Source organism: Micropruina sp. (genome assembly GCF_047602385.1).
In the GTDB taxonomy this organism is placed as follows: Bacteria; Actinomycetota; Actinomycetes; order Propionibacteriales; family Propionibacteriaceae; genus Micropruina.
In genome coordinates this window covers 795838-821551 of the sequence record NZ_JASGHL010000002.1, presented here as the reverse complement: position 1 = coordinate 821551, position 25714 = coordinate 795838, and the positions used below count along the sequence as shown (strand labels likewise).

17 protein-coding genes are annotated in these 25714 nt (G+C 67.5%); 16 read left to right on the top strand and 1 reads right to left on the bottom strand.

The annotated features are described in order from the left end of the window. Position 1: 1 nt before the first annotated feature. Positions 2-736 (bottom strand): hypothetical protein, encoded by a 735-nt coding sequence (locus tag QM711_RS08775; RefSeq protein ID WP_415098349.1) that lies wholly within the window; start codon positions 734-736, stop codon positions 2-4. A 596-nt stretch (positions 737-1332) separates the two neighbouring features. On the opposite strand from QM711_RS08775, the gene QM711_RS08770 reads away from it, so the two are divergent. The 16 genes from QM711_RS08770 to QM711_RS08695 all read left to right on the top strand — a co-directional run bounded on the left by QM711_RS08770 (position 1333) and on the right by QM711_RS08695 (position 25631). Next, positions 1333-4605 carry an Ig-like domain-containing protein gene (locus tag QM711_RS08770; RefSeq protein ID WP_415098347.1) on the top strand — a complete coding sequence of 1091 codons (3273 nt, stop codon included), beginning with the start codon at positions 1333-1335 and terminating at the stop codon, positions 4603-4605. Between the two features lie 112 nt (positions 4606-4717). Continuing rightward, a complete protein-coding gene (locus QM711_RS08765; protein WP_415098647.1) occupies positions 4718-7333 on the top strand; it encodes a fibronectin type III domain-containing protein in 2616 nt (871 codons plus the stop codon). 11 nt (positions 7334-7344) lie between these two features. After that, positions 7345-8319: an AAA family ATPase gene (locus QM711_RS08760; protein WP_415098345.1), complete on the top strand. Its 975-nt coding sequence runs from the start codon at positions 7345-7347 to the stop codon at positions 8317-8319. Positions 8320-8322: 3 nt separating this feature from the next. Next, positions 8323-9612: a DUF58 domain-containing protein gene (locus QM711_RS08755; protein ID WP_415098343.1), complete on the top strand. Its 1290-nt coding sequence runs from the start codon at positions 8323-8325 to the stop codon at positions 9610-9612. Continuing rightward, on the top strand, positions 9609-11882 hold the full coding sequence (locus QM711_RS08750; protein WP_415098341.1) for a transglutaminaseTgpA domain-containing protein: 2274 nt from the start codon (positions 9609-9611) through the stop codon (positions 11880-11882). Before QM711_RS08755 ends, QM711_RS08750 begins: the two co-directional genes overlap by 4 nt. Then, a complete protein-coding gene (locus QM711_RS08745) occupies positions 11879-12715 on the top strand; it encodes a PP2C family protein-serine/threonine phosphatase (protein ID WP_415098339.1) in 837 nt (278 codons plus the stop codon). The genes QM711_RS08750 and QM711_RS08745 overlap by 4 nt, the downstream gene beginning before the upstream one ends. Then, entirely contained in the window at positions 12702-14276 is a 1575-nt protein-coding gene (locus QM711_RS08740) for an FHA domain-containing protein (protein WP_415098337.1), read from the top strand. Before QM711_RS08745 ends, QM711_RS08740 begins: the two co-directional genes overlap by 14 nt. After that, complete coding sequence (locus QM711_RS08735) at positions 14273-15841, top strand: serine/threonine-protein kinase (protein WP_415098335.1); 1569 nt, start codon at positions 14273-14275, stop codon at positions 15839-15841. Before QM711_RS08740 ends, QM711_RS08735 begins: the two co-directional genes overlap by 4 nt. Continuing rightward, positions 15838-16545, top strand: coding sequence for a hypothetical protein (locus tag QM711_RS08730; protein WP_415098333.1), 708 nt, complete (start codon positions 15838-15840; stop codon positions 16543-16545). Before QM711_RS08735 ends, QM711_RS08730 begins: the two co-directional genes overlap by 4 nt. After that, positions 16545-20960, top strand: a complete 4416-nt coding sequence (locus QM711_RS08725) for an FtsK/SpoIIIE domain-containing protein (RefSeq protein WP_415098331.1) — start codon at positions 16545-16547, stop codon at positions 20958-20960. Before QM711_RS08730 ends, QM711_RS08725 begins: the two co-directional genes overlap by 1 nt. Positions 20961-21056: 96 nt before the next feature. Further along, a complete protein-coding gene (locus QM711_RS08720; protein WP_415098329.1) occupies positions 21057-21488 on the top strand; it encodes a hypothetical protein in 432 nt (143 codons plus the stop codon). A 117-nt stretch (positions 21489-21605) separates the two neighbouring features. Continuing rightward, a complete protein-coding gene (locus QM711_RS08715; RefSeq protein ID WP_415098327.1) occupies positions 21606-21884 on the top strand; it encodes a WXG100 family type VII secretion target in 279 nt (92 codons plus the stop codon). 94 nt (positions 21885-21978) lie between these two features. Further along, positions 21979-22767: a WXG100 family type VII secretion target gene (locus QM711_RS08710; protein WP_415098325.1), complete on the top strand. Its 789-nt coding sequence runs from the start codon at positions 21979-21981 to the stop codon at positions 22765-22767. Between the two features lie 9 nt (positions 22768-22776). After that, positions 22777-23388, top strand: a complete 612-nt coding sequence (locus QM711_RS08705; RefSeq protein ID WP_415098323.1) for a hypothetical protein — start codon at positions 22777-22779, stop codon at positions 23386-23388. Beyond that, entirely contained in the window at positions 23385-24449 is a 1065-nt protein-coding gene (locus tag QM711_RS08700) for a hypothetical protein (protein ID WP_415098321.1), read from the top strand. The genes QM711_RS08705 and QM711_RS08700 overlap by 4 nt, the downstream gene beginning before the upstream one ends. A 12-nt stretch (positions 24450-24461) precedes the next feature. Further along, complete coding sequence (locus QM711_RS08695) at positions 24462-25631, top strand: FHA domain-containing protein (RefSeq protein WP_415098319.1); 1170 nt, start codon at positions 24462-24464, stop codon at positions 25629-25631. Positions 25632-25714 lie beyond the last annotated feature (83 nt).

Genomic DNA, 25714 nt, shown 5'->3' with positions numbered 1-25714 from the left:
CCTAGAGCGGCTGGGTGTCAGGCTCCAGGGCGCCGGACACGACGGCACACACCGCGCGGGCGAACAACTCGGCCGTGGCGCCTTGATCCATCAAGGTTGCCCGGGCGCGATCGCAAATCAAGAATCCGTCGATCAGTGCCTGGAAGGTCAGGTCCAAAGAGGTGACTGTCCAGCCATCCCTGAGTCTCAGCCCCAGGCGCAGGATCAGCCCCGCATAGGTCGCCCGCCATAGCTCCCTGGCCTCGTGCATGCTCGCGTCCACCGCCCGCTGAATTTCGGGATAATGCGCAATCGACGGCGTCAGATGGATCATCAAGAAAGTCCGCGGGTCCTGGAGTAGACCGGTGAACATGGCGATTGAGAAGTCCCAGGTATCTTCCAGAAATCTGTCGGGGTCGCGGAAGAGACCGTCGGCGGCGGCCAGGTAGACGTTAGGGTCGCGGTCCGGGGCGTCCTGGTAACACATTGCATAGACGATGGCGTCGCGGATGAACGAGTCCTTGTCCGGCCAGCGGTTGTGAAAGGACTTGCGGCTGGCCTGCCCGGACGCGGCCGCAACTCGAAGGACGTCCTCGATCCGCAACCAGTGGATCGAGGCGGGAAACTTCAGAGCGTTTGCCGGGTGCCTTCCGCGTTGCTCGACGCTCAGGAATCCCCGGTCGATCAGTTGTGCGGCCGCTGACAAGAACCGGACCGCGGTTTCATCGGTTCTCGAAGCTGCGGGACGTGGCGCCACGGCTACCTCCTTCGTGCCAGTCCATCGGCGGGATCCTCGATCGTCAGCCACTCAGTTGGTACCCCGGGGGCGACAGCCAACTGTGATCGCCGCAAGTGTGCCGCAGGGACGGCACGCTACTCCCAAGCGGGCTGCGCGATGGACGCGTCCTTCGTTCGGTCACCGACGCTGGCGACGAAAAGCCCGGCAGCGAGTTGAGCGCGTTCACGCCGGAAGGGGAGACGGTCGCGTAGGGGGACTCAACTGTCGCTCTACCCGCCGTGAACCTGCGCATGGCGCTTCGCTGAGTGCGCTAGCGTGCACTCGCGTGGTCAGGGCCCGACCTGCGTGTGGTCCAACCTGATCGCTGCTGCGCACGCTCCAGCCTGCACTTTGCAGGGCACTGGGCATGCGCGAAGTTACGAGCGAAAGCGCTGGGGGGCGATGTTTCGATTGTTGAGCGCTGGTGCGTGTCCGGCGACCGCAGCTAAACCCCCTTATGAGAGCGCAGCGATGTGCATTGCGCAATTTCGGACCGATGGGGACATACCCCCATTGCCGTCGGGATCGCACCTCATGAAGTCTTCGAACATGGCGCACGTAGGTGGGGACGCAGTATGAGGAGCGGCAAGGTGCGGCGGAGGATTTCGGGACTGGTCATCGTTGTGGCAACGGCGCTGATCGCGGCCGTCGCGGTGTCCTATCAGGGCTATCCCACCGCTGACGTGAAGTTGAACGACGGCGGGGTGTGGGTCAGCAGGTCTATCGAGGCTCGCATCGGCCACCTCAACTACCCCAGCCGGCTGCTCGACGGCGCCACGCCGGTGCCGCCCACGCCGTACGACCTGCTCCAGGACGGCAACGACATCGCCACCTACGATTCGACCACCGGCAAGCTTGACCCGCTCGATCCGGCCACCATGGTGTTCAAGCAGGGAGCTGCGTTCGCTCCCGGCTCTCGGGTCTCGGCGCGGGGAGGCAGCATCGGCGTCATCGACGCCGAGGCCGATGGGCTCTACGTGACGGCGGCGAAGGACATTGGTGGGTTCTCCGCCGCTGGACGCGAGCCGCTCGCCCTGCTCGGCAAGGGCTCCGTGGTGGCAGTCGGAACCCAAGGCGCGGCCTACGCCGTGTCACTGAAGGGCGAACTGGTCACCGTGCCGGGCGCGAAGGGTCAAGCCACCACCGCACAGTTGGGTGCCTTCAAGGACAAGGCGGTGCTGCAGCTGACGGCGGTCGGCGACACCCCGGTCGTGCTCGACCAGACGAACGGCATCGCCTACCTCAACGGCAAGTCCGTGGACTTGCCGGAGGCCAAGAACGGACGCCTCCAGGCGGCGAGCGCGGCCAACGACTCGGTGCTCATCGCCGGCCCGGCCGGACTCATCGTGCAGCCGCTTGATGGTGGCAAGGCCACGGTCGAATCGGTGCCCCAGGGCGGGACGCCGGCGCAGCCGGTGTGGGTCCAGGGCTGCGGCTACGCGGTGTGGTCCGGCACGGCCGCATACGTGCGCGTCTGTGCGAACCCTGCCGACAAGCGCAATGAGGTCATCAAGGACGCCGGCAGCCAGCCGTCGTTGATCTTGCGGCAGAACCGCAATGTGGTGGTCGTCAACGAGTTGACCCTCGGAATGATCTGGCTCGCCAACGACAATCTTCAGCTGGTGAACAACTGGCAGGACGTCATCGAGCAGACCAAGGACGGTGACAAGCAGGCCAAGCAGAAGCAGTTGTCGTTCCAGCTGCCCAAGCGCGAGAAGCAGAATCACCGTCCGGTGGCCAAGCCGGACAATCGTGGCATTCGTCTCGGCGAGACCACCGTGCTGCCGGTTCTCGACAACGACACCGACGAGGACGGCGACCTGCTGGCAGCGTCTCTGGTTGAGGGGACGGAGCCCGACGGCGTCCATGTCCAGACCGTGAGCTCGGGGGCCGCGTTGCAGGTCAGAGTCGACGAGAACTACCAGTCGACGTCCGCCAAGTTCGAGTACCAGGTGAACGACGGCCGCGAGAACGGCACGGCCAAGGCAGCCGTCACCTTGGCCATCGCTCCACGCGGGGTGAACTCGGCACCGGAGCAGCAAGGAACCCCGCAGAAGGTCATGCTCGAACTGGGTGCGACCGCGAACTTCGACGCTCTGATCGGCTGGAAGGACGCGGACGGCGACGACCTCTACCTGACCGGAGCCAGCAGCGTGAAGGGCGACCGGATCGTCTACCGGAACAACGGGATGATCCAGTTCACCGAAGGCTCGGGTGAGGCGGGCGTCCATGAGGTGACGCTCGAGGTATCCGACGGGAAGGATTCGAAGCAGGGCAAGCTCCTGGTCGACGTCCGCCCCAAGGACTCGCTGGCCCCGATCGCCAATGCCGACCGCTACAGCACCACGGTGGGTGACACCCTCACCATTGCCCCGCTCGCCAACGACCTCAGCACGAGCGGCAAGGAATTGCGGCTGGCCAGGATCGACGACAAGGTCGCCGACGTCCGCACCAATCTCGACACTGCGGGTAACACCTTCTCGTTCGAGTCGACCAAGGCCGGCACCTACTACGTGCAGTACCTGGTGAGCCAGGGCACCAAGGCTGCGGACGGCATCGTCCGGATCGATGTGCACCCCAAGGACGGCGGCGATCTCGACCCGCTCGCGACGCGTGATGTGGCGCTCGTGGCACCGGGACAGCAGGCGCTGGTCGACGTACTGGCCAACGACACCGACCCGTCCGGCGGCATTCTCGTCGTGCAGCGCGTCACCGTTCCCAATGGCGCCAGGGTGAGTGCCGAGGTACTGGAGCATCGAGTGCTCCGGATCGGAGACGCCGGACTCGACGACCCGGTCACCCTCAGCTACCAGGTGTGCAGCGGAAAGCGTTGCTCAACCGGCGAGGTGCGGGTCATACCCGTCAAGCGAACCGACAACAAGGCGGCTCCGGTCGCGCAGCCGGACAACGCAGTGGTGCGCGCCGGCGACATCGTGACTGTCGACGTCACCCGCAACGACTACCACCCGGCCGGCGATTCGATCGTGCTGCTGCCGGATCTCAAAGAAGTTCCCGACGCGGTCAATGGGACTGCCTTCGTCAGCGAGGGCAAGGTACGGTTCCGCGCCAACGACGATCCCAAGGACGATCGGGTCGACATCGTCTACGAGGTCCGCGATTCCAAGGACCACATCACGTCAGGGCTGCTGCGGGTGGACGTCCTTCCGGCCGACGCGGAACGCAATCAGGAGCCGAAGCCGAAGTCGGTCACCGCACGCACGATCGGCGGGACGTCGGTGCGCATTCCGATTCCGCTGGACGGCATCGATCCCGACGGTGATTCCGTCGAGTTGGTGGGAGTCGCCACCCCGCCGAAGAAGGGCCGCGTGACCGTGGGCGACAGCTGGCTCACCTACGAGGCTTATGCGGACAGCTCCGGTTCGGACAGTTTCGGCTACCGGGTGCGTGACCGCCTGGGGGCAATGGCTACCGGCACCGCCGTCGTCGGCGTCGCTCAGCCGTCGAACCAGAACCAGGCGCCGTATGCGGTACGCGACGAAGTGGTGGTCCGTCCGGGGCGCAGCGTGTCGGTCCCCGTCCTCACCAACGACTCCGACCCTGACGGCGACCAGGTCGCACTGGTGGCGAACGGCCTGAAGGTGCCGTCAGGCGTCACCGCCAACGTGGTCAAGAGCCGCATTCGTGGTCGAAGCACCCCAGGCTGCTGGCAACTACTCGATCGGCTACACCGCCGTGGACGATTTCGGCGCGCGAGCAGCCGGCACCTTGGTGGTGACCGTCGACCCACAGGCTCCGCTGCAGCCGCCGGTGGCCCGGGACGACCGCGTCCAGCCGGTGCAGCTCACCGGGGGAACCGTGGTCGACGTGCCGGTGCTGGACAACGATGAGGACCCTGACGGTGTCGCCGAGAAGCTGGCTGTCACCACCGATTCTCCCAACGCGACGCCGGGTGCCCCTGGCGTGTTGAAGGTGACGCTGACTCCCAAGCCGCAGTTGATCATGTACACGGTCACCGACGTCGACCAGCAGTCGGCCTCGGCGGTCATCTTCGTGCCCGGTACCGACGCTTTGCTGCCCACGGTGAAGTCGATGCCGCCGCTGGACGTGGTGGCCGGCAAGGAGCTGAGGGTCTCGCTCGCTGATCTGGTGCTGGTCCGGGCCGGCCGGACGCCGCGGGTGGCCGAGGCAGACACCGTCCGGGCGGCGCACGGTGCGACCAGCGTGGTGGATCAGTCGACGTTGTCGTACACCTCCGCGGCGGACTACCCGTACGGCCCGGACGCGATTGCCGTCCAGGTGACAGACGGGGAAGGCCCGGACGACCCGAAGGGCAATCAGGCCTACCTGTCGATTCCCATCCGGGTCCTGCCGGCGGAGAACCTGCCGCCGTCGCTCAAGGAATCGAAAACGGCGGTGGTTCCCGGCGAAGAGCCGGTCGAGATCAATCTGGCGAAGCTCGCCAGCGACCCCAACCCGGAGGACGCCGGCCAACTGAGTTTCGTGCCATCGGCACCGGCCGGCTTCCAGGCCAGGGTCGAAGGCGCCCGGCTGTTCGTGAGCGCGGACGCCGCACTCAAGCCCGGCCAGGAGGTCGTGGTGCCCGTCGAGGTCGCCGATCCTCGCGGGGCGAGGGGCCTGGGGCAGGTGACCGTGCTGGTGACCAGGTCGCAGCGCGGGCTGCCGGTTGCGGTGGATGATGCCGTGGGGCAGGCCGAGCAGGGCCGGACGGTCGGCGTGGATGTGTTGCGCAACGACGTGAACCCGTTCGCCGACGATGGCAAGCCGCTCACCCTCGTCAGCGCCCGAGTCGTGGCAGGTGATGGGGGCGTAACTGTCAGCGGCGGGAAGCTCGACGTGACGCCCGATGCACACTTCGTCGGAACGATGGAGATCAGCTACCGCATCCAGGACGCCGTCGAGCGGAATGCCGAGGGCACGCTGCGGGTGACCGTGCAGGGAGCCCCCGACCAGGTGAGCCGGCCACTGGTGCTCACTGTTGGCAACCGCACCGTGGTCCTGCAATGGACGACGCCGGAACACAACGGACGGCCGATCACCGGCTACACGGTCACGTCGCGAGTGGACGGATTCTCACAAAAGTGTGCGACCACCACCTGCACGCTCAAGGGCCTCACCAACAATAAGGAATACACGTTCCAGGTGGTCGCCACCAACGCGATCGGCGACTCCGAGCCGTCGGCACCCTCGGCTGTGGCACGTCCGGACACCCGTCCGGACACACCCGGTGCCCCGACTCTCGAGTTCGGCGACGGCGAAGTGAAGGTCAACTGGAAGACGCCGCACAGTGACGGCAGCCCGGTGCTCTCCTACAACTTGGAGATTTCGCCGTCGCCACGAGTCGGCGGACTGCAGATGTCGGGCGTCACCGGCACCAGCACGGTCTGGAAAGGACTCCAGAACGGCACTGCCTATCAGGTTCGGGTGCAGGCTGTGAACAGCGCCCCGGACCCCAGCGGGTGGAGCCCGTGGTCGCGGTCGGAGGTCCCTGCCGGCAAGCCGGACGCGCCCGGACAGCCGCGGGCGGATGCCGCAAAGCCGGTCGGAGACCAGGCGCAGATCGCGGTGACTTGGCCGGCCGTGTCCGGCGAGGCAGCCAACGGCGATGCGGTGAAGACGTACACGCTGCGTTACAGCAACGGGGGGACGACCCGCGAGGTGGCGACTTCGTCGACCCGCCAGAACGTCACGCTGGCTACCAGCACCAGCGACTACACCTTCTCGGTCAAGGCCACGAATAAGGCCGGAGACTCGGGTTGGAGCGAGGTTTCGGAACCCCGCCGGTCGGCGATTCCACCAGAGGCCGTGAAGAATGTGCGGGCTGACCCCGGCGATCAGCGAGTCACCCTCAACTTCAGCCGCCTGACGGCCGCGGAACTCAACGGGACCCGGTCGGACGAGGTTTCGTACTACTACCGACGGGCCGGCGCCGGGGGCTCGGGGACCCGCATTGCGCCGGGCGGAACCATCGACGGCCTACGCAACGGTGACTCCTACGCGTTCGAGGTCTGGGCGAAGTCATCCGTGCCGGGTGTCGCGGACGGCCCTGCGACACGGTCGAACGCAGCCGTTCCGTTCGGCCGCCCGATCATCAGCAATGTGCAGGACCATCCTGGCGACAACTCGATCAACTTCACCTGGACGGTGGATGCCAACGGCGCCGACATCACCTCGTGCGACGGCATGCCCGACGGTTGTGGTACCGGGAACCGTTCGTGGACCAAGACCGGCCTTAGTCAGGGCCAAAGCTGGTCACAGAGCTGGACTTACCGGAATAAGGCTGGGTCTGCCGAACTTCGGTTGTCTGGTCGGACGAATGAGCCGCCACCACCTCCCAGAACCGTGAGTATTCAGAAGGACAGCACGACAACTCCTGGCTGCAACATGCACGGGGGCGGCAACTGTCCCAAGATCAGGCTGATAACCCGTGGATTTAGTGGACAGTATACGTGCACCTTCAATAGTGAGGCGCATGGTGCGCCGTGGGCCACCCTCTCCTATCGCGGAGATATCAATGTTGTAGATGCCTGGTTCGGGTTCGATGACAATATTTGGGCCGTTTGCGGCGGCGTCAGATCAAATACTCTCGACTGGTGATAGGAAGAAACATGGCAATTACACAAGAACAAGCGACCTGGTTCGCTGACACGTTCCAGCGGCTTTCGGCCAACGTCGGACGCGCCGTGCTCGGCAAACAGAATGTGATCAGGCTGGTGCTCACCGCGATGCTGGCCGAGGGGCACGTCTTGCTCGAGGATGCGCCGGGGACCGGCAAGACACAGCTGGCGAAGGCGTTGGCGGCGACCGTTCAGGGCACCCACTCGCGCATTCAGTTCACGCCCGATCTGCTGCCGTCCGACGTCACCGGCGTCACCATCTATGACCAGGCGAGTCACAAATTCGTCTTCCACAAGGGACCGGTGTTCGCCTCCGTGGTGCTGGCCGACGAGATCAACCGGGCCAGCCCGAAGACCCAGTCGGCGCTGCTCGAGGTGATGGAGGAAGGCCGGGTGACCATCGACGGTGTCCGGCATGACGTGGGCCGTCCGTTCATGGTGATCGCCACGCAGAATCCGATCGAGCAGGCCGGCACCTACAAGCTGCCCGAGGCGCAACTCGACCGGTTCCTGATCAAGACCAGCATCGGCTACCCCGACCTGGCTGCGACCGAGGCGATCCTCGGCGATGTCGCGACCCGGGACCGCTCGTCCCTGGTCGGCGAACTCATTACCACCGCGGCGCTGGCCGACATGGCCGATCTGGTCGCCGGCGTCCACATCGATCCGGTTGTGCTGCGTTACACCGCGCAACTGGCCGAGGAAACCCGCAGCGATCCGAGTTCGCGGGTCGGGGTGTCGGTGCGCGGCACGATGGCGATCCTGCGGGCGGCCAAGGTCTGGGCGGCTACCGAGGGCCGCACCTTCGTCCTTCCCGACGATGTGAAAGCGCTTGCCCAGGCCGCCTGGCACCATCGGATCGTCCTCGATCCCGAGGCGGAGTTCCGCGGCGTCACCGGCGAGTCGATCGTCGATCGCGTGTTGGCCAGCGTGCCCGCACCGCAGGCTCGGCAGGCGGTGGCCTGAGTCATGTCCCTGCTCACCCGGTCGCGCCTGGCGGGCGTGAGCCGGCCGCTCCGGGCTCCAGTGGCCGGGGTGCGCCGGGGCTGGCGTGCGTTCACCGCCCGGCTCGCCGGCCCGGCCGCCCGCGTCCAGCGGCTGACGAAACCGATGCTCGCGCCGATCACCCCGCTGGGGTACTGGGCGGTGATCGTGGCTCTGGGCGCAGGTGTCGCAGCCCTGCTGCTCGGCTGGATCGAGTTGGCCGGCGTGGCGATTGTGCTGCTGCTCAGCGTGCTGGCAGCGATCGGATTCGTCCTCGGCCGGCCGTCGTACCGGGTGAGTGTCGATCTGGCATCGCTGCGGGTGGTGGTGGGCGAGCGGGCAACCGGCGGGATCAGCGTGCAGAGTGCCAGCGCCAGGTCGACGGCGCCGTCGCAGATCGAGTTGCCGGTGGGCAGAGCTGTGGCCGCATTCACCGTGCCGCGCCTGGACCCGGGCGAACTGCACGAGGAATCGTTCACGATCCCCACCCAGCGTCGCGCGGTCCTGCCGCTGGGCCCGGTCCGGTCGGTCCGTCGCGATCCGTTGGATCTGCTCCGCCGCGAGGTCACCTGGACCGAGCCGGAGGAGATCTTCGTGCACCCCCGCACGGTGCGGCTGGACAACTCATCGACCGGTTTCGTCCGCGACCTGGAGGGCCTGGCGACCCGCGACCTGTCCAACGATGACGTGTCGTTCCACGCGCTGCGCGAGTACGTGCCGGGCGACGACCTGCGATATGTCCATTGGCGCTCGACGGCACGAACCAATCGACTGATGATCAGGCAGTTCGAGGAGACCAGGCGCTCCCAGTTCGTGATCGTGGTGTCGACCCGGCCCGACGAGTATGCCGGCGACGACGAGTTCGAGCTGGGCATCGCGGTGGCGGCGTCGCTCTCCCGTAGCGCCCAAGTGGACGGCAAAGAGGTCACTGTCTACACCACCGATGCGCGTCTGGCCGGGCCGACTCCGGCCAGCCTGCTCGATGGGTACTCCCGGGTGGAACCCAGCCCAGCCGGCCCCAACCTGGTCGAGCGGGTGCGAGTGGTGGCCGCCGACAGCCCGGCGGCGTCCGTGGTGGCCCTGATCACCGGCTCCCGGACACCCCTGGAGCAACTGAGGCTGGCCAGCGTTCGGGTGCCGACGATGGCGCGCAGCTTCGCCATCCGGGCCGCGGCTGCCGAGGAGTTGAGCCGCAAATCCGTCGGCGACTTCCAGATGCTCACGGTCCCCGTCCTGGAGGAGTTGCCTCGGGCGATGCGGGCGGTTTCGGCATGAGGCCCCAACAGCTCGCGCAGAGCGCGACTCAGGTGATGGCGGCGGCCGTCCTGGCGGCGCTGGCGTTGGTGCCACTCGCACCGGTCTTCGCCGACCGACGCTACTGGCTGGCGGTCGGCGGTGGCATTCTGGTGGGGGCCGCGGTGGGCGTGCTGGGCACGCGGCTGCGCACCGGCAGCCTGCTGACGATCGGCTTCGGGATCATCGGCTACATAGCCTTCGGCGGCGTCTTCGCACTTCGGGAATCGGCCGTTGCCGGAGTCCTGCCCTCGCTGGCCACGCTCCGCGATCTGGTCCTCAACGTGGTGTGGGGCTGGAAGCAGTTGCTCACCGTGAGCATTCCGGTGAGCGGCTTCGACCATCTCTTCGGCATGCCCTACCTGGCCGCGCTGGTCGCGACCGCGGTCGCGGTGAGCCTGGCTCTGCGAACCTCCAACGCCGGCCTTCCGTTGCTGCCACTGGCGCTGCTGCTGGCGTTCGCGATCGGATTCGGCGAGTCGCAGGGGCTGCTCCCCGGGCTTGTCGGGGCCGGGTGCGGCGCACTGGGACTGGGCTGGGCGGCGTGGCGGCGATCACTACGAAGAGCCAGCCTCCTACTGGACGCGGCCGACGAGGTGCGCCGCGCAGCCGTCCGGACGGCTGCCTTCGCTACCGCGCTGCTGCTGGCGACCGGTGCCGCGGCCGCGACCGGGAGCACCGCGGTGGGTGCATCGTGGGATCGCGTGACCCTGCGGGAGGAAGTCATCCCACCGCAGGAGTTGCATGACTTCGCCAGCCCGCTGATGTCGTTCCGCAAGTACGTCGAGGACGGCGAGAAGAGCAAGGACGTGCTCTTCCGGGTTACCGGCCTGCCCCAAGGCGCCAAGCTGAGGCTTGCCACCCTCGACCTCTACGACGGCATCGTCTATCAGGTGTCCGGCGCGGGTGGCCCAGGGTCCGGCGTATACCAGCGTGTCGGCCGCAGCCTGCCGGGCGGCGGTCAGGGCCAGCAGGCGACAGTCCACGTGCAGATTGAAGGCCTGCGCGGCGTGTGGGTGCCAGATGTCGGCTACCTCAGCGGTGTGGAGTTCGCGGGGCCGCGGGAGGCGGAGCTGCGCTCGGGGCTGCACTACAACGCCGCCACCGGAACGGCCTTGCAGACCGCGGGCGTCACGACTGGCGACAGCTACACCTTCACCACCGCGATCGCCGGACGACCGACCGATGAGGAACTGGCGAAGACCTCCATTACGGCGTTGACGCTGCCGGCGCCCGCCATGACTCCGGACTCGGTTCAGGCCATTCTCGACGAGGCGCTGCCCACGGTGGCGCCGCCGGCAGCCCAAGTCCGTGGGATCGAGAAGTACCTCACCGACAAGGGGTTCTTCAGCAACGGTCAGGGTCCCGATGCGGTGCCGTCGCTGCCCGGCCACGGGTACCGCCGGCTGAGTGACATGCTCGAACAGAAGCCGCTGATCGGCGATGACGAGCAGTACGCGGTGGTGATGGCGCTGATGCTGGCCAAGCTCGGCGTCCCGGCCCGGGTGGTGATGGGGTTCCAGCAGCCCGAGGGTGCCGCCCCCGGATCCGAGATCGCCGTGACCGGCAAGGACGTCCGCGCCTGGGTCGAGGTTCCATTCGACGGGCTGGGCTGGGTGTCCTTCTTCCCGCGTCCCACCAACAAGCCCGAGAAGCAGACCCCGCAGACGCGGCAGAAGCCGCGCCCGCAGGTCCCGCAACCACCGCTGCCCCCGCAGGAGCCGGCGGAGTTGCCGCCGCAGCCACCGGACGCCGAGGCGGGCGAGGACAATCGCGGGCCGGACCTGGCCTGGTTGTGGCTGACGCTGCGAATCGGCGGCATCTCTGCGGGCGTGCTGGCCGTCATTCTGGGTCCCGGTCTGCTGATGCTCGCGGCCAAAGCCCGGCGCCGTGGACGACGACGCACCGCCGACCGACTGCCCGATCGGGTGAGTGGGGGCTGGGATGAGATCGTCGACGCCGCCGCTGACATCGGCGTGCGGGTGAAGCCTGCCGGCACCCGGCGCGAGCATGCGGCTGAGCTGGGCCCCCGCTATCCCGAACTGGGGATTGCGATCCTGGCCACCCGCGCCGATGTGGCGGTGTTCGCGCCGGGCGAGCCGTCCGCAGCCGAGGCTTCGGCGTACTGGGCCGACGTCGACAGCGTCCGCAAGCGCATCGGCCTGCAGGCGACGTGGCGGCAGCGGCTTCGGCAGTTCTTCGCCCCGGCATCCGTGCTGCGCCGCCGACCGCGGTGGTGGCGCTGGCGATGAGCATCGAACTCGCATGGGGGGCCCGCAGTGACATCGGCTTACGGCGGAAGGTGAACGAGGACACCTTGATCGCCGATTCCCCGCTGTTCCTGGTCGCGGACGGCATGGGCGGTCACGAAGCCGGCGACGTGGCCAGCGAGCGAGCGCTCCGCGCCTTCCGTCACTTGGTGGGCCGGCCGACGGTCACCCTGGACGAGCTTCACTCGGCCTTTGGTGATGCGGTACGTGACGTGGCCGGGATCGAGGCGGTCCGGGCGGCGGGCACGACCATCTCGGGCGTCGCGGTTTCGCAGCAGGGCGGAGCCGCCTACTGGCTGGTGATCAACATCGGTGACTCCCGCACCTACCGGCTGTCCGACGGCCGCCTGGAGCAGATCAGCGTCGACCACTCAGCCGTCCAAGAGTTGCTGGAGCAGGGCCGGCTGCGCCCACAGGACGCCGAGGTGCACGCCGAGCGGCACGTCATCACCAAGGCGGTCGGAGCAGGCTCCCGGGCTGAGCCGGACTACTGGTTGCTGCCGGCGAAGGCCGGTGACCGCCTGCTGATCTGCTCGGACGGGCTGAGCCGCGAGGTGACGTTCGAACTCCTGCGGGATGTCCTCAGCGAGGAGGTCTCACCTGAGGCGGCGGCCGTCCGGCTGGTGCACGAGGCACTGCTGCACGGTGGCCGGGACAACGTGACGGTGATCGTGGTCGACGCGCTGAACGTTGCCGGCCCCCTCGCCGACGACGAGTTCCCGACCGTCCCCTCGGTGCTGGACGACCTGGAGGTCGACACCGTCCCGAGGCCGGAGATCGACGAGAGTGAAGGATGCGGCGATGACCAGGTATAGCCCCGGTGACTGGTACGGGGTGGTAACCCCGGCGGGAGTGGCGATGCTGCCCCGCACGGTGCCGATGAGCGCGGTGGAACGGGTCTGGATGGACCTGCGGACCGGTGGCGGACTGGGCGCCCTGATCGACGGGCTGGTCGGTGCCTTCGGCACCAGTCTGTCTCGCTTGCCCGAGTTCGGTGTGATCGCGCTGAGCCCGGACGGCGAGGTGCGGGTTGCCATCCGGGGGCAGGTGACCGTCCGGCTCTGGCTGCTGGGAGCCGATGATCCGACGCTGGTCAGCGGAACTGGGGTGACGACCTGGAACGAACGGCTCTGGACGGGGGTCGGACGCGCCGAGCTGTTTGTCGGTGACCCCTCGGCCGACGCGGCCGACGAGCTCTTGCCGGTCGTGGATGGAGTGCTCTGCGCCCGGCTGTTGCACGTCGCCGTCCTGGATTTCGACACCCAGCCGCCGCCGGACCGTCCGGACGACCGGCTCGCGCCAGCCGATCCGACGGCCGAGTCCCCGGCCCCTGAACCGAGCGCCGCCGCTGATCTGAGTTCCAAGGATGATTCCGTTCCAGGCCGGCCCGAGCCGCTGGTCGATCCGGTGCCGCAGCTTCCGATGTCCGACCCAGCGGTTCCGCAGGTCGAGGGGACTGCGGCGGCGGAGGCCGCAGGGTCGGTTCCGGTCGAGCCGGACGCGGCGACGCCCGAATCAGAGCCCGAGGTCGGCGGTCCGCCCGAGCAGGTCGGCCCGGTTGGGGCGTCCGAAACCGTCCTGCCTGCAGCCGAGCCCGAGTCCGGAGCCGGATCGGCTCCGGCGCCTGGCCAGACGACGATGATCGAACTGGTGCCGGACGCCCAACCGGAGTCCGACTACGACCGATTGTTGTTCGGCGAGACCATGATGGCGTCCGCGGAGTCGGCCGCTGTTCGGATTCAGTCGGAGGAGGCGGTCGAGCCAGCGACACAGCGGGGTTCGGGAGAGCTCAGTCGGCCCGAACCCGTCCGGCCGGAACCGCCCACGCCGATCCGGTCGCTGCCGCCTGTGCCCCCGCCCCTTCCCTCCGGGCTGATAGCCGGGATTCCGGCGTTCGGTGCCCCTCCTCCTCCCCCGCCGGCAGCTCCTGCCGCGACTCCGGAGCCCTGGGCTGATCACGACGGCGAGACCGTGATGGTCGATGACCTGCGGGCGGCGCTGGCCGCCCAGGGCTCACCACCGGTGCCGGCCGCGCAGCCACCACGCCTGCTGCTGCCGGGGCAGCCTCCGATCGTCCTGGATCGCTCGGCGATCATCGGTTCTCGTCCCCGGTTGAGCCGGGTGCAGGGTGGCAGTGTGCCGCAGCTGATCACGGTGCAGAGCCCCAGCGGGGAGATCTCCCGCAGTCATCTGGAGATCAGAGTGGAGCATGCCGCCGTGCTGGCGGTCGATCTCAACTCCACCAACGGCACGGTGCTGCTCCGGGTCGGCGCCGACCCGATGCGTCTGCATCCGGGCGAGGCGTACATGTTGGTAGCCGGGGATCGAGTTGACCTGGGCGACGGCATCACGCTCAGCTTCGAGGGGCTGACGTGAGCTCCCGACCACCCGCTCAGCCGCCGGCGCTGCCCGGGTTCGAGTTCGTCCGGCACCTCGGTTCGGGCGGCTTCGCCGACGTCTATCTCTATGAAGAGCAGAATCTCGGACGACGCAATGTCGCGGTGAAGGTTCTGCTCAAGGGCGAACTGGTGGCCGGGGCGCTGGAGAACTTCAGCAATGAAGCGACGCTGATGGCCAGGTTGTCGAATCATCCATCGATCGTCTCGGTGCACCAGGCCGGCATCTCGGTCGATGGGCGTCCGTTCATCGTGATGGAGTACTGCTCGAAGCCCACCCTGCACGCCCGGTACCGGGCCGCCCGGTTCAGCGAGGCCGAGACGCTGCGGATCGGCATCCAGATCGCGGGTGCGGTCGAGACCGCGCACCGGGCGGGCATTCTGCACCGTGACATCAAGCCCGCCAACATTCTGGTCACCGACTATGGGCGCCCGGCATTGACCGACTTCGGCATCGCGGCAACGACCGCCAGCGGAGCGGCCGCCGGGCTTTCGGTGCCGTGGGCGCCACCCGAGGCAGTCGAGTCCGGACGGATGGGTGACGCACGCTCGGACGTCTACTCGCTGGCGGCCACCCTGTACACCGTGCTGGCCGGGCGGACGCCGTTCGAGATTCCCGGCGCGTCCAACACCACGGTCGATCTGATGGGAAGGATCCAGACCGCACCGCTGCCGAAGATCGGACGGGCCGATGTGCTGGCATCGGTGGAGAAGGTGCTCGCCACCGCGCTGTCGCGGGATCCCGAGAGCCGGTATCCGTCGGCGATGGCATTCGCCCGGGCGTTGCAACGTCTCCAGATCGAGCGCGGCATGCAGCCGACCACCGTCGACGTCATGGACGACGCCATCGACACCGGCGAACTGCTCGAAGACGAGGGGCGCACGGTCGTCCGCTCGGTGGTGACCATCGAGGCCCAAGCGCCAACGCCGAAGATCGCCGCGCTCGCCCCGGTCTTCGAAACCGCCGGGCGGACGATGCTCCGCCCCGAGATCGACGATGTGGCCGCCACCCAGTTGCGGGGCGCTGCCGGTGTTCAGATCGATCCCACGTCCACCCCGGACCCGGCCACCGGCTCGACCGACGGCCTGGTCCCGACCAAGCCGGACCGGGGTGAGCATGGCCGGCCGCGCGCCCGGCGTCCGATGGTGGTAGGGGTGGCCGTGGCCGTCCTCGCCGCCGCAGGGCTAGGGGTGGCCGGCTTCATGCTGGCGCCGCAGCCCGCAGCGCCGCGGACGCCGACCGCCAGCGCCCAGCCGATCGATCCGGTGCCCGCCGGCGGACGGCCACCGAAAGTGACCGACCTGAAAGGCAAGGAACTCAGCTCGGGGAAGGTGACCTTCAGCTGGAAGAATCCCGAGCCGAAGACGGGGGACCGGTACCACTGGCGGCTGCTCGAGATCGGCGTCACCCATACCTACGCGGTCACCGACAAGGCATCGGTCACCGTCCCGGCCACGAAATCGGGCACCACCTGCATTGAAGTTCAGCTGGTGCGCTCCGACGGCGGCACGGCCCTGCAGCCCGCGCAAGGATGTGCGAAGTGACGACGCCCGATCAGTCGAAGGTCACGGTGGAGTTCTGCGGCGAGTGGTACGAGGTGCCGCGTGACCGCCCGTTCGGAATCGGGCGGGACGCCGACCTTGAAGTTGACGCCAACCCGTTCCTGCATCGTCGGCTGCTGGAGATCGGCTGCATCAACGACATGTGGCTGCTGACCAACGTCGGCTCGCGACTCGCCGTGACGGTGACCGACCGCGGCGGTCGGATGCACTCATGGCTCGCTCCCGGGGCGCGGCTGCCACTGGTGTTCGAGCAGACCGTGGTCGTGTTCAGTGCGGGCCCGACCACGTACGAGGTGAACGTGCACCTCAGCGAACCGCTGTTCGGCGAGCTCGGGGGACAGACCTCGTCGGGCCAGACCACGATCGGCATGACCGAGTTCACCGAATCGCAGAAGCTGATCATGGTGGTGCTCGCTGAGCCGATGCTGCTGCGCGACGGCAGCGGGCGGAGCGACGTGCCCACCAACACCAAAGCCGCCGAGCGGCTCGGCTGGGCGCTGACCCGGTTCAACCGCAAGCTCGACAACGTCTGCGACAAGCTGGACCGGGCCGGCGTGAAGGGCCTTCGCGGAGCGCCGGGAGATCACGCGATGAATCGCCGAGCCCGCCTGGTCGAGTACGCGATCGCAGCCCGACTGGTCACCCGTGCCGATCTGGCGCTGCTCGATCAACCCCAGGAGGCCTGATGCGCTTCAAGGTCACCCTGCGCAGACCCGCCGGCGATATCGATCTGAGCATCGCAGCGGATGCCACCGCCTCCGTCGCTGATGTCGCCGCGCAGCTGGCCGCCGCGGATCCGTCCGGTACGGGTTTCGTGGCGAGCTCGCTCACCCTGCAGGTCACCGAAGCGGGCGGCGTCGCCCGGAGTCTGGACGCCGGTCTCGGAATCGTGGACAGCGGCCTGCGCTCCGGCTCGAGGATCACCGTTACGGCCTCCGGGGCCGCTCCGACGCGGCAGGCCGCCGCTGTCCTGCGGGTGATCTCGGGCAGGGATGCGGGCAGGGAGTTCAGCCTGCCGACGGGTGTCAGCGTGATCGGCCGAGACCATCGCGACGCCGGCATCGACGTCCTGCTCAGCGACCCGTTGATCTCGAAACGGCACGCCCGGATCACCGTTGGCGATCTGGTTGAGATCACCGACCTGAACTCCGCCAATGGGGTGCTGATCTCAGGCGGCCAGGTCAGCCGGGCCACCGTCACCGCCGCGGACATTGTCGTGCTGGGCGAGACGTCGCTGCGCATCACCCCGCTTGCTCGCGCCGTCCAGGCGACCGGCTCAGTGGTGGAACACATCCGATCGCCGCGGGTGGTGCCGCCTTACCCGGGGCGGGAGTTCGAGGCGCCGAAGCCACCGGGACTCGGCCAGCCCCAGCGGTTTCCGCTGATCGCGCTCGCCGCACCGCTGATCATGGGCGCCGTCATCTATGCGATCCAGCCACAGATCATGGCGGTGCTGATGATGGCACTCAGTCCCGTGCTGCTGGTCGGAGCCTGGCTTGACCAGACGCTTGTCTCGCGGCGCCAGTTCAAGGCGCAGAAGAAGCAATTCGATGCCTCGATGCTCCGCCTTCAGGAGCGACTCGAGGCCGAGCGGGACTCCGAGCGTCGAGCTCGTCACACCGAGGCGCCGGCACTGGCTGAGTGCCGCACTGCCATCGAGCGACTCGGCACGCTGCTATGGACGCGACGGAGCGAACATAGTGACTTCCTCGCGGTGCGGCTGGGTCTCGGTCGCGCAGCCAGCCGCAATACGGTCGTCCTGCCCCAGGGCAACGACACCAAGCCCGAGTTTCTGGATCAACTCGAAGCACTGCGTACTGAGTTCGGCGAGCTCGACGACGTGCCGATTCTGGCCGACCTGAGCCGGGACGGCGCGCTCGGAATTGCCGGGCCCGAGGCGAAAGCGGTAGCGGTGGCGCGCGGCCTGGTGGTGCAGATCGCGGCGCTGCACTCCCCGGCCGAGGTGATGCTCTGCGCGCTGACATCGCCCGCGTCCCGGCCAGACTGGGAGTGGCTGAAGTGGCTGCCGCACACCTCCTCGGCGCACAGCCCGTTCGCCGGCGATCATCTCGCCGACAGCCTCACCGCCGGCACCGCGTTGCTGGCACAACTGGAAGGGCTGGTGGACGCCCGGCTGGGTGACGCCACACCTGCCTCCCGAGGGGCTTGGCGTGCGGACGCCGTGACCGAGCAGGAGGCGGCCCGCACCCCCGCCGTCGTCGTGGTCGTGGAGAACGATGCCCCGCTCGACCGCGGCCGGCTCACCCGACTGGCCGAGCGTGGCCCGGACGCCCAGGTGCACCTGCTCTGGTGTGCGCCCTCCACGGCGGAGCTGCCCGCCGCATGCCGGGCTTTCGTGGAACTCGACGCCACCGATGCAGGCGGCCTGGCCGGATTGGTGCGCCTCGGCGCACGGGTTCACCCGGTGGCTTGCGAGGTGATGAGCGCAGACGTCGCGGACGCGCTCGCGCGGTCGCTGGCGCCGGTGCTCGATGTCGGTTGTCCGGTGGACGACGATTCCGACCTGCCGAACCAGGTGTCCTACCCCGTGCTTGCCGGGGAAGAGTTGCTGGACTCGGCGGAGTCGGTCATGGACAAGTGGCGTGAGAACCACTCGCTGACCGTCCGGGACGGCTCACCCCCGGTGCGCCGCAAGGTGGAGGGCAACCTTCGCGCATTGGTCGGCCACGACGGACTCGCGCCGCTCTACCTCGATCTGCGACGCCAGGGCCCGCACGCGCTGGTCGGTGGTACCACCGGCGCCGGCAAGTCGGAGTTCCTGCAGTCCTGGGTGTTGGGGATGGCCGCCGGACACAGTCCCGATCGGCTGACCTTCCTGCTTGTCGACTACAAGGGCGGCGCGGCCTTCGCCGACTGCGAGAAGCTGCCGCACACCGTCGGGCAAGTGACAGACCTCTCGCCGCACCTGGTCCGTCGGGCGCTGACCTCGCTGCGTGCCGAGCTGAAGTACCGCGAAGCGCTGCTGCATGCCAAGAAGGCAAAAGACCTGGTGTCGCTGGAAAGGACCGGCGATCCCGATTGCCCGCCGAGCCTGGTGATCATCGTCGACGAGTTCGCCGCCCTGGTTCAGGAGGTACCCGAGTTCGTCGACGGCGTGGTCGACGTCGCCCAGCGCGGACGGTCGCTCGGGCTGCATCTGATCCTGGCCACCCAGCGGCCCTCGGGTGTCATCAAGGACAACCTGCGGGCCAATACGAACCTGCGGGTCGCGCTGCGGATGGCTGACACCGACGACTCGACGGACATTCTCGGCGACCCGATGGCGGCGCACTTCGACCCGTCCGTACCGGGCCGGGGCGCCTTGAAGACTGGTCCTGGCCGGCTGCAGCCGTTCCAAACCGGCTATGCCGGCGGTTGGACGACTGCTGAGCCGCCCAGGCCGCGGATCGACATCGCCGAACTGCCCTTCGGTGGCGGCTCCGCATGGGAAGTGGCCGAGGCGGAGGCGGTCGAGGTGGCCGATCCTGGTCCGAACGACATCGCCCGGATGGTGGCGACAATCAGCCGAGCAGCGGCGGAGGCTTCCGTGCCTCCGCCGCGGAAGCCCTGGCTGTCCGAGCTGGCGCCGATCTACAACCTGAAGGCGATGGCGAACCCTCGGACCGATGCGAAGCTGCCGTTGGGCGTGGTGGATCTCCCCGAGAGCCAGACGCAACGAGAGGTGTTCTACGAGCCTGACCGCGACGGCAACGTGGCCATCTTCGGGGCCAGTGGTTCGGGCAAGTCCACAGCGTTGCGGACGTTGGCCGCCGCGGCCGCGTTCACCGTGCGCGGTGGCCCGATGCACGTCTACGGACTCGACTTCGGTTCGCGCGGACTGCGGATGCTGGAGGAGTTGCCGCACGTCGGTGCGATCATCGACGGGGACGACGCCGAACGAGTGGTGCGTCTGCTCCGCTTCCTGCGCGGCGTCGTCGATGAGCGGGCGACCCGCTTCGCCGCGGTGAAGGCAGGATCGCTCGACGAGTACCGGCGGCTGGCCGGCGTCCCCACCGAGCCCCGCTACCTGCTGCTGATCGACGGGATAGGGGTGTTCCGGGAACGCTACGAGTTCGGGAGTGCCGACGCCTCGGCCTGGTTTACCGCGTTCGCCCAGATCGCGGCGGACGGCCGCCAACTCGGCGTTCACGTGGTGATGACCGGAGATCGTCCCAACGCGCTGCCACCTTCGATCGCCGCGACCGTCCAGCGCCGAATCGTGCTGCGCCTGGCAGACGCCGAAGAATATCTGTTGATGGGTGTTCCCAAAGACATCCTCGGGCCTTCGTCGCCAGCCGGTCGAGCGATTCTGGAGGGCACCGAGTGTCAGCTCGCACTGCTCGGAGAGAACCCGAATGTGGCCGTACAGGCCCGCGAGATCTCCGCGCTGGCGGCGACCCTGCGGCGGGCCGGCCTGGCCGCGCCGACGCCGATCGGAAAGCTCACCGACCAGGTGCGGTTGGGTGAGCTGCCCGCGGGTGCTGGGGGCGAGATCGTGATCGGGGTCGACGACGTGACCCTTGGCCCCGCATCGTTGGCCGCCCGCGGGTCGTTGCTGCTGGCCGGCCCGCCGGGGAGCGGGCGGACCACCGCGCTGGGCACGATCGCCGCAGCCCTCGAGCGAACCGGCGTCCGGCCCGTATTCCTCACCGCTCGCCGCTCGCCACTGAGCGGACGCAGCTGCTGGTCCAACGAGGCGACTGGCGCCGCCGACGTTGCGGCCTTGGCCGCACGGTTGGCTGACCGGATGGAGTCCGCCGGTCGGGTCGATGTGCCGGCGATCCTGATCGAACACCTTCCCGACTTCAGCAACGGCGAGGCCGAGTTCGCCCTCGATCGGCTGATCCAGGCGGCCGTGCGCGAAGGCTGTTTCGTCGTGGGCGAAGGGGAGACGTCGGCTTGGAGCCAGGCGTACACGCTCTCGCGGGCATTCAAGGCAGGCAAGGCGGGCTTGCTCTTGACACCCGGTGACATGGACGGCGACACGCTGCTGGGCACTCCGCTCGGTCGCATCCGGCGTGCCGACTTCCCGGTCGGACGGGGATTCCTGATCTCCTCCGGACGCGCCCGCAAACTCCAAGTGGCGATGGAGGGGATGTGATGGGGATCGGTCCCCATCGACGGGTGTGGCGAAGAATTCCTAGGCTGGCCCTTGAAGACGCGGAAGCCATCTGGTTATGCGCGAAGGAGTGATGAGATGAACAAGTACTCGGCATTCGAAGAATGCGTGGACCGAGAAACTGATGTCCAGCCGGATCGTCAGCGGAATGCTCCGCGACCTCCGGTGAAGACTCTGACGGCAGCTTTGGTGCTGCTGCTGTGCGTCGCCGTTGCCGGGTGCACCCAGAAGTTCTCGATCGAGGGCCTCTGGAAGAGTGCCAACGGCACGATGATCTCGCTGAGGGACGGGCGAGCAAGTGCCTCGCTCTTCGGATTCAACGGCGGGCCCGACGGCAGCTATCAACTCTCGGACGGTAAATCCGGCGGGACGTACCAACTCTATGGTTCGCACATCACCGGGGGGACCGTCCAGTATCAGGTCACGGTCCAGGACAACACGCACATCAAGCTTGAACTTCAGAGCAAGTCGACGTTCGCGCCGAAACGCTTGACGCTGACCCGCCAATAGCTGACCGAGTGGATGGGGAGCGGTCCCCATCGACGTACGGATGAAGAGGCCGTACGTTCGGACCCAACAAGGAAACGTCGTGGCGAAGGGCCACGAACTTAGGAAAGGAATAGAACAATGGCAAGTGCGAACATGTGGGGCCTCGATGTCCAGCAGGTCCGGCAGCTGAGCTCGCAGCTGAACCAGAAGGCGACCGAGATCGAGAATGCTCTGAGCACTCTCACCTCCACCCTCGGCCAGACGGACTGGAACGGCCCGGATGCGACTCACTTCCGCAACGACTGGTCGGGCCAGCACACCTCGGCCCTGCGTCAGGTCATCCAGGCCCTGCGCGACGCCGCCAACAAGGCCCAGCAGAACGCTGCCGCGCAGGAGCAGGTCAGCAACGCCAACTGAGGCAGCGCGGCGGGCCGGGAGCAACCGGCCCGCCTCAAGCCCATCTCGGGGGGCCGGCCCTCCTGGACAGGGCCCCTGACGCGAAGGAGTCACCATGTCGATGTACGGCGCCGATGTCGCCGAACTGCGGTCGCTCGCGGCCCAGTTCGATCGAACGGCAGATCAGCTGGATGCCAACCGCATGACGGTAGGCAATGCAATCCAGATCAGCGCCTGGGTCGGGCCGTTCGCCACCCAGTTCCGCCTGCAGTGGAACTCGGAGCACTCCCGTCGCATCCATGTCGCCGCCGAACTGCTTCGCAGTGGGGCTCGCGCCCTGCGCAGCAACGCCGATGATCAGGAGCGCGCCAGTGCGGTTGACGGCGCACCTGGAATGAGTCCCGGTGTCAACTGGGGGCACGCAGCCCCGATCGGCACAGGACGTGGTCAGCACCCATTCTCGTGGCTCAACGACACGGTGATGGGCGCAAAGCCGTTTGCGGGCATTCCGGTTCTGGATGTGTTCGACGTTGGCTTCTTCGCGAGCAAGGTACCCGGTCTCGGTGAGGTGGTCACCGGGATCAGCCTGGCCGACACCTTTATCGACCCGAATGTCTCACTTACGGACAAGCTATGGGCGGCCGGTGGCGGCTTCGTTGATGCTGCGTCCGGCTCGATGAAGAGCATGGTGATAAAAGCCGGGCCGGTACCGTACCTCGCCGGCGTTGCTGCCGCGCAGATATTCGATGTCGTCGACCTCGCCCGGCAGGCCGACTTCAGTCCAGAGGGTGTGCAGACAACCTGGGACTTCATGATGACCAATCCTGGCGAAGCGGTTCAAGGTGCGGCCGAGGGAATCGTCAGGTACATCCCCGATCTCGTCAACAACTTCTGGCCCTGGTAAGGAATAATCGTGCAAGAACTGCTCACTGATGACGAAGTGGTCGCGCTCTGCGGAGCGACCCAGTCGTCCTGGCCCCTCCCGTTGCTCACTGTTGCCACCGACGATCGGGCGGTGACTGCCGCGGCCTTCCGCGGGCTGCGCGCGCTTCTAGTCCGAAGGCTGGCCACGGCGGGTGATGGTGCCCATCCCGCAATCGAGCCGGGCCTGGCCGCGATTGTGACCCGAGCGGCCGCCGCGACGCGGATTGTGGTCGCCCATGTGAGTAGCGCGGAGCGCGCCGGCTGGGCGGGTGCTGGGGTCGCCGCCTTCCTAGACGATAAGGGCCTGATCCTTGACGTCGTGAACGCCACTGGTATCCACGGACTGCAGACTGCCGACCAGGCAGAAGCCGCCCACAGGGTCGCTGCCTTTGTCCAGAGCAGGTTCGAGCCGGCTGCGGACGTGACGCTCTCGCCGGATGGCTGCATCCTGCTGGCGGCTTCTGGGCAGGAACAGGTGTACCGGGTTCGTCCCGGGCTGGTTGAGCGCGGCACGGTCATTGCCACGACCGCGGCCTTCGAGGTTTCGGATGTCGCAGACCCGATGGCGGTTGAGACGTTCCTCGCGCGGGTTCTTCGATGACCACTATGTATGGCGCCGATGTCGCTGCACTGCGCACCCTCGCCAGCCATTTCGATCGGACGGCGGATCAGCTGGACGCCAATCGGATGACTGTTGGTAACGCGATCCAGATCAGCGCGTGGGTTGGTCCGTTCGCTGCGAGGTTCCGTCTTCAGTGGAACTCCGAGCACTCGCTGAGGATTCACAGCACCGCCCAGCTGTTGCGCGCCGGTGCTCGCACCCTGCGAGCAAACGCCGACGAGCAGGACGGCGCCAGCGCGGCGGACACCGGGTCATTCCTGCACGGTGGGCCGTGGAAAGGCGCCACGGCGGTGAGCCGGGAGGCTCCGAATAGCGCCACGGACCGTGTCAAGGAACTCGCATCGATGCAGCAGGGGAAGGAGGGCGGTGACGGCGTAAGAATCCAGAAGATTCTCTGTGACGACGGGAAGTATCGCTATGTCGTGTATGTGAATGGATCGGCATCCACGAAGGACGGTGATTTTGGTGGCGACCTGAGTTGGCAAAACAATGCTTATATGATCCTGAACGCGGATAACGCAACGATGCAGCACATTCGCGCCAAGATTCGGGCCGCGGTGGCGGGTGATCCTCATGCAGAGGTCGCGATCGTGGGATTCAGCCAGGGTGGCATGGTTGCCCAGCAGCTGGCTGATGAGGGCGAGTTCAACGTCAAGGCGGTGATGACCTATGGTTCGCCCGTTCTCACCGAACGCCACAACTACGGCGGTGCGGACGTGATCCGGCTCGAACACCGGTTCGACCCAATTCCTCGCACCGACGTACTCGCCGTCGGTCATCGAGCGGCCACGGAAGCGCAAACGGCGGTCGAGTCGGCAGCGAGGGCGGTGCTGGGCGTTGAGCAGGGTCCGGAGAGAGGCGAGGATGTGACCTTCCGATCCGGAGTGGCGTTCTCCGGCAAGGACCTCCTGGGCCCTCACAACCACGAGGATTATGGAAGGGTGGCTGAGCAGTTCGACAAGAGCGACGACCCGCGGTTCGATGCGGCGAAGAAGTCATTCGATTCCTTCAATGGCACGGTGGTGCTCGATGAAAAATAGGGCGGATCACTGATGGCCAAACCGCACAAGTTCGCCTGGAACGGCCTGGACGTCGAAACCGGGCTGAGCGTCGAGCAGGTGGCCAACCTGGCGCAACGGGCGGCCCAGGGGTCGACCGGCGACTTGACCCACGGCAAGCACCGGATCGCATCGGTCCGGTCCAGTGAACGCCAGATCGAGTTCCGGATTAATGACTATTCGGTCACGTTCAAGAAGTTCATGGTTTTTCACCTCGATTTCGAGAGCCGCGGTGGCCGTACCTGGATGTCGAGCCGCATCGATTGGTACGTGACGACGCAACCGAGGGTTGGCAAGTTCATCCCGGTCGGATTCAAGACGATGGTCGGTCACCACACCTACCTGCAGTTCGTCCGCAATCTGGCGGAGCAGATCCGCGCGGCCGACCCCAACGCCAGGGTCACGCTGCGTGAGGGCGTCGCGGGCGCGACGACTTCCGACCGCGCCCGTTTGCCCGAAGCCGCTGCCGCCAGGCCGGCGGAACCGGAGGTCTTCGACCTCCCGGCGATTCCCCCGCCTCCAGCGGCGGCACCTCGTCCAGGCCCGGTACTGCGCCCGCCCCCTCCGCCGCCATTGGGTCGCACGGTTCCGCCGCCACCTCCAGCGCCCCGGCTCGGGGCGCCGACCGACGCCAGCGCAGGTCTGGTGACTGGGGTTCCGGGGATGCCTGCGCGGGGACTGACCCCGCCCGCCGTCGCCGAGCAGGCGCCACGCTTCGCGTCCGCGGCCGAGCAGTTGTTCGCCGAGGACGACAGTCTCTTCCATACCCAACTCGTCCAGCGCAGCGAGTCCGCGCTGCCCTGGCAGATCCGGTTCGCAGACGGCGGGCAGCGGGCCTTCGCCGCAGCAATGGTGCTGGGCCGCAATCCGGTTCCACCCCCGGGCGTGGTGGCAACGCCCGTCCCGCTGGATGACCCACATCGCTCGGTCTCCAAGACGCATGCCCTGCTCGAGCTGCGCGACGGCATGCCCTGGCTGACCGACCTGCACTCGACCAACGGCACCACGGTGACCAACGAGGTCGGCGAGGCGATGGTGTGCGAAGCCGGCGTGGCGCTGCCGCTCGGCGACGGCTGGACGGCCGGGCTGGGTGAGTTCGACCTAGTGCTGCAGCGGACCCATGGCTCGGCCACCAGAGCCGAATCGAGGAGCGTTCGGTCGTAAGACATCTCATGCGGGATCAGGTGCGCGAAGAAGGAGGAGAGAGTTGTTGTCAAGAAGAGCACTAATCGTCGGAGGCGGCGTGG

Bases quoted from the DNA above. Each gene is read 5' to 3' on its own strand.
- QM711_RS08770 (WP_415098347.1), top strand. From the start codon at position 1,333: ATGAGGAGCGGCAAGGTGCGGCGGAGGATTTCGGGACTGGTCATCGTT.
- QM711_RS08765 (WP_415098647.1), top strand. From the start codon at position 4,718: ATGTACACGGTCACCGACGTCGACCAGCAGTCGGCCTCGGCGGTCATC.
- QM711_RS08760 (WP_415098345.1), top strand. From the start codon at position 7,345: ATGGCAATTACACAAGAACAAGCGACCTGGTTCGCTGACACGTTCCAG.
- QM711_RS08755 (WP_415098343.1), top strand. From the start codon at position 8,323: ATGTCCCTGCTCACCCGGTCGCGCCTGGCGGGCGTGAGCCGGCCGCTC.
- QM711_RS08750 (WP_415098341.1), top strand. From the start codon at position 9,609: ATGAGGCCCCAACAGCTCGCGCAGAGCGCGACTCAGGTGATGGCGGCG.
- QM711_RS08745 (WP_415098339.1), top strand. From the start codon at position 11,879: ATGAGCATCGAACTCGCATGGGGGGCCCGCAGTGACATCGGCTTACGG.
- QM711_RS08740 (WP_415098337.1), top strand. From the start codon at position 12,702: ATGACCAGGTATAGCCCCGGTGACTGGTACGGGGTGGTAACCCCGGCG.
- QM711_RS08725 (WP_415098331.1), top strand. From the start codon at position 16,545: ATGCGCTTCAAGGTCACCCTGCGCAGACCCGCCGGCGATATCGATCTG.
- QM711_RS08720 (WP_415098329.1), top strand. From the start codon at position 21,057: ATGAACAAGTACTCGGCATTCGAAGAATGCGTGGACCGAGAAACTGAT.
- QM711_RS08715 (WP_415098327.1), top strand. From the start codon at position 21,606: ATGGCAAGTGCGAACATGTGGGGCCTCGATGTCCAGCAGGTCCGGCAG.
- QM711_RS08710 (WP_415098325.1), top strand. From the start codon at position 21,979: ATGTCGATGTACGGCGCCGATGTCGCCGAACTGCGGTCGCTCGCGGCC.
- QM711_RS08700 (WP_415098321.1), top strand. From the start codon at position 23,385: ATGACCACTATGTATGGCGCCGATGTCGCTGCACTGCGCACCCTCGCC.
- QM711_RS08695 (WP_415098319.1), top strand. From the start codon at position 24,462: ATGGCCAAACCGCACAAGTTCGCCTGGAACGGCCTGGACGTCGAAACC.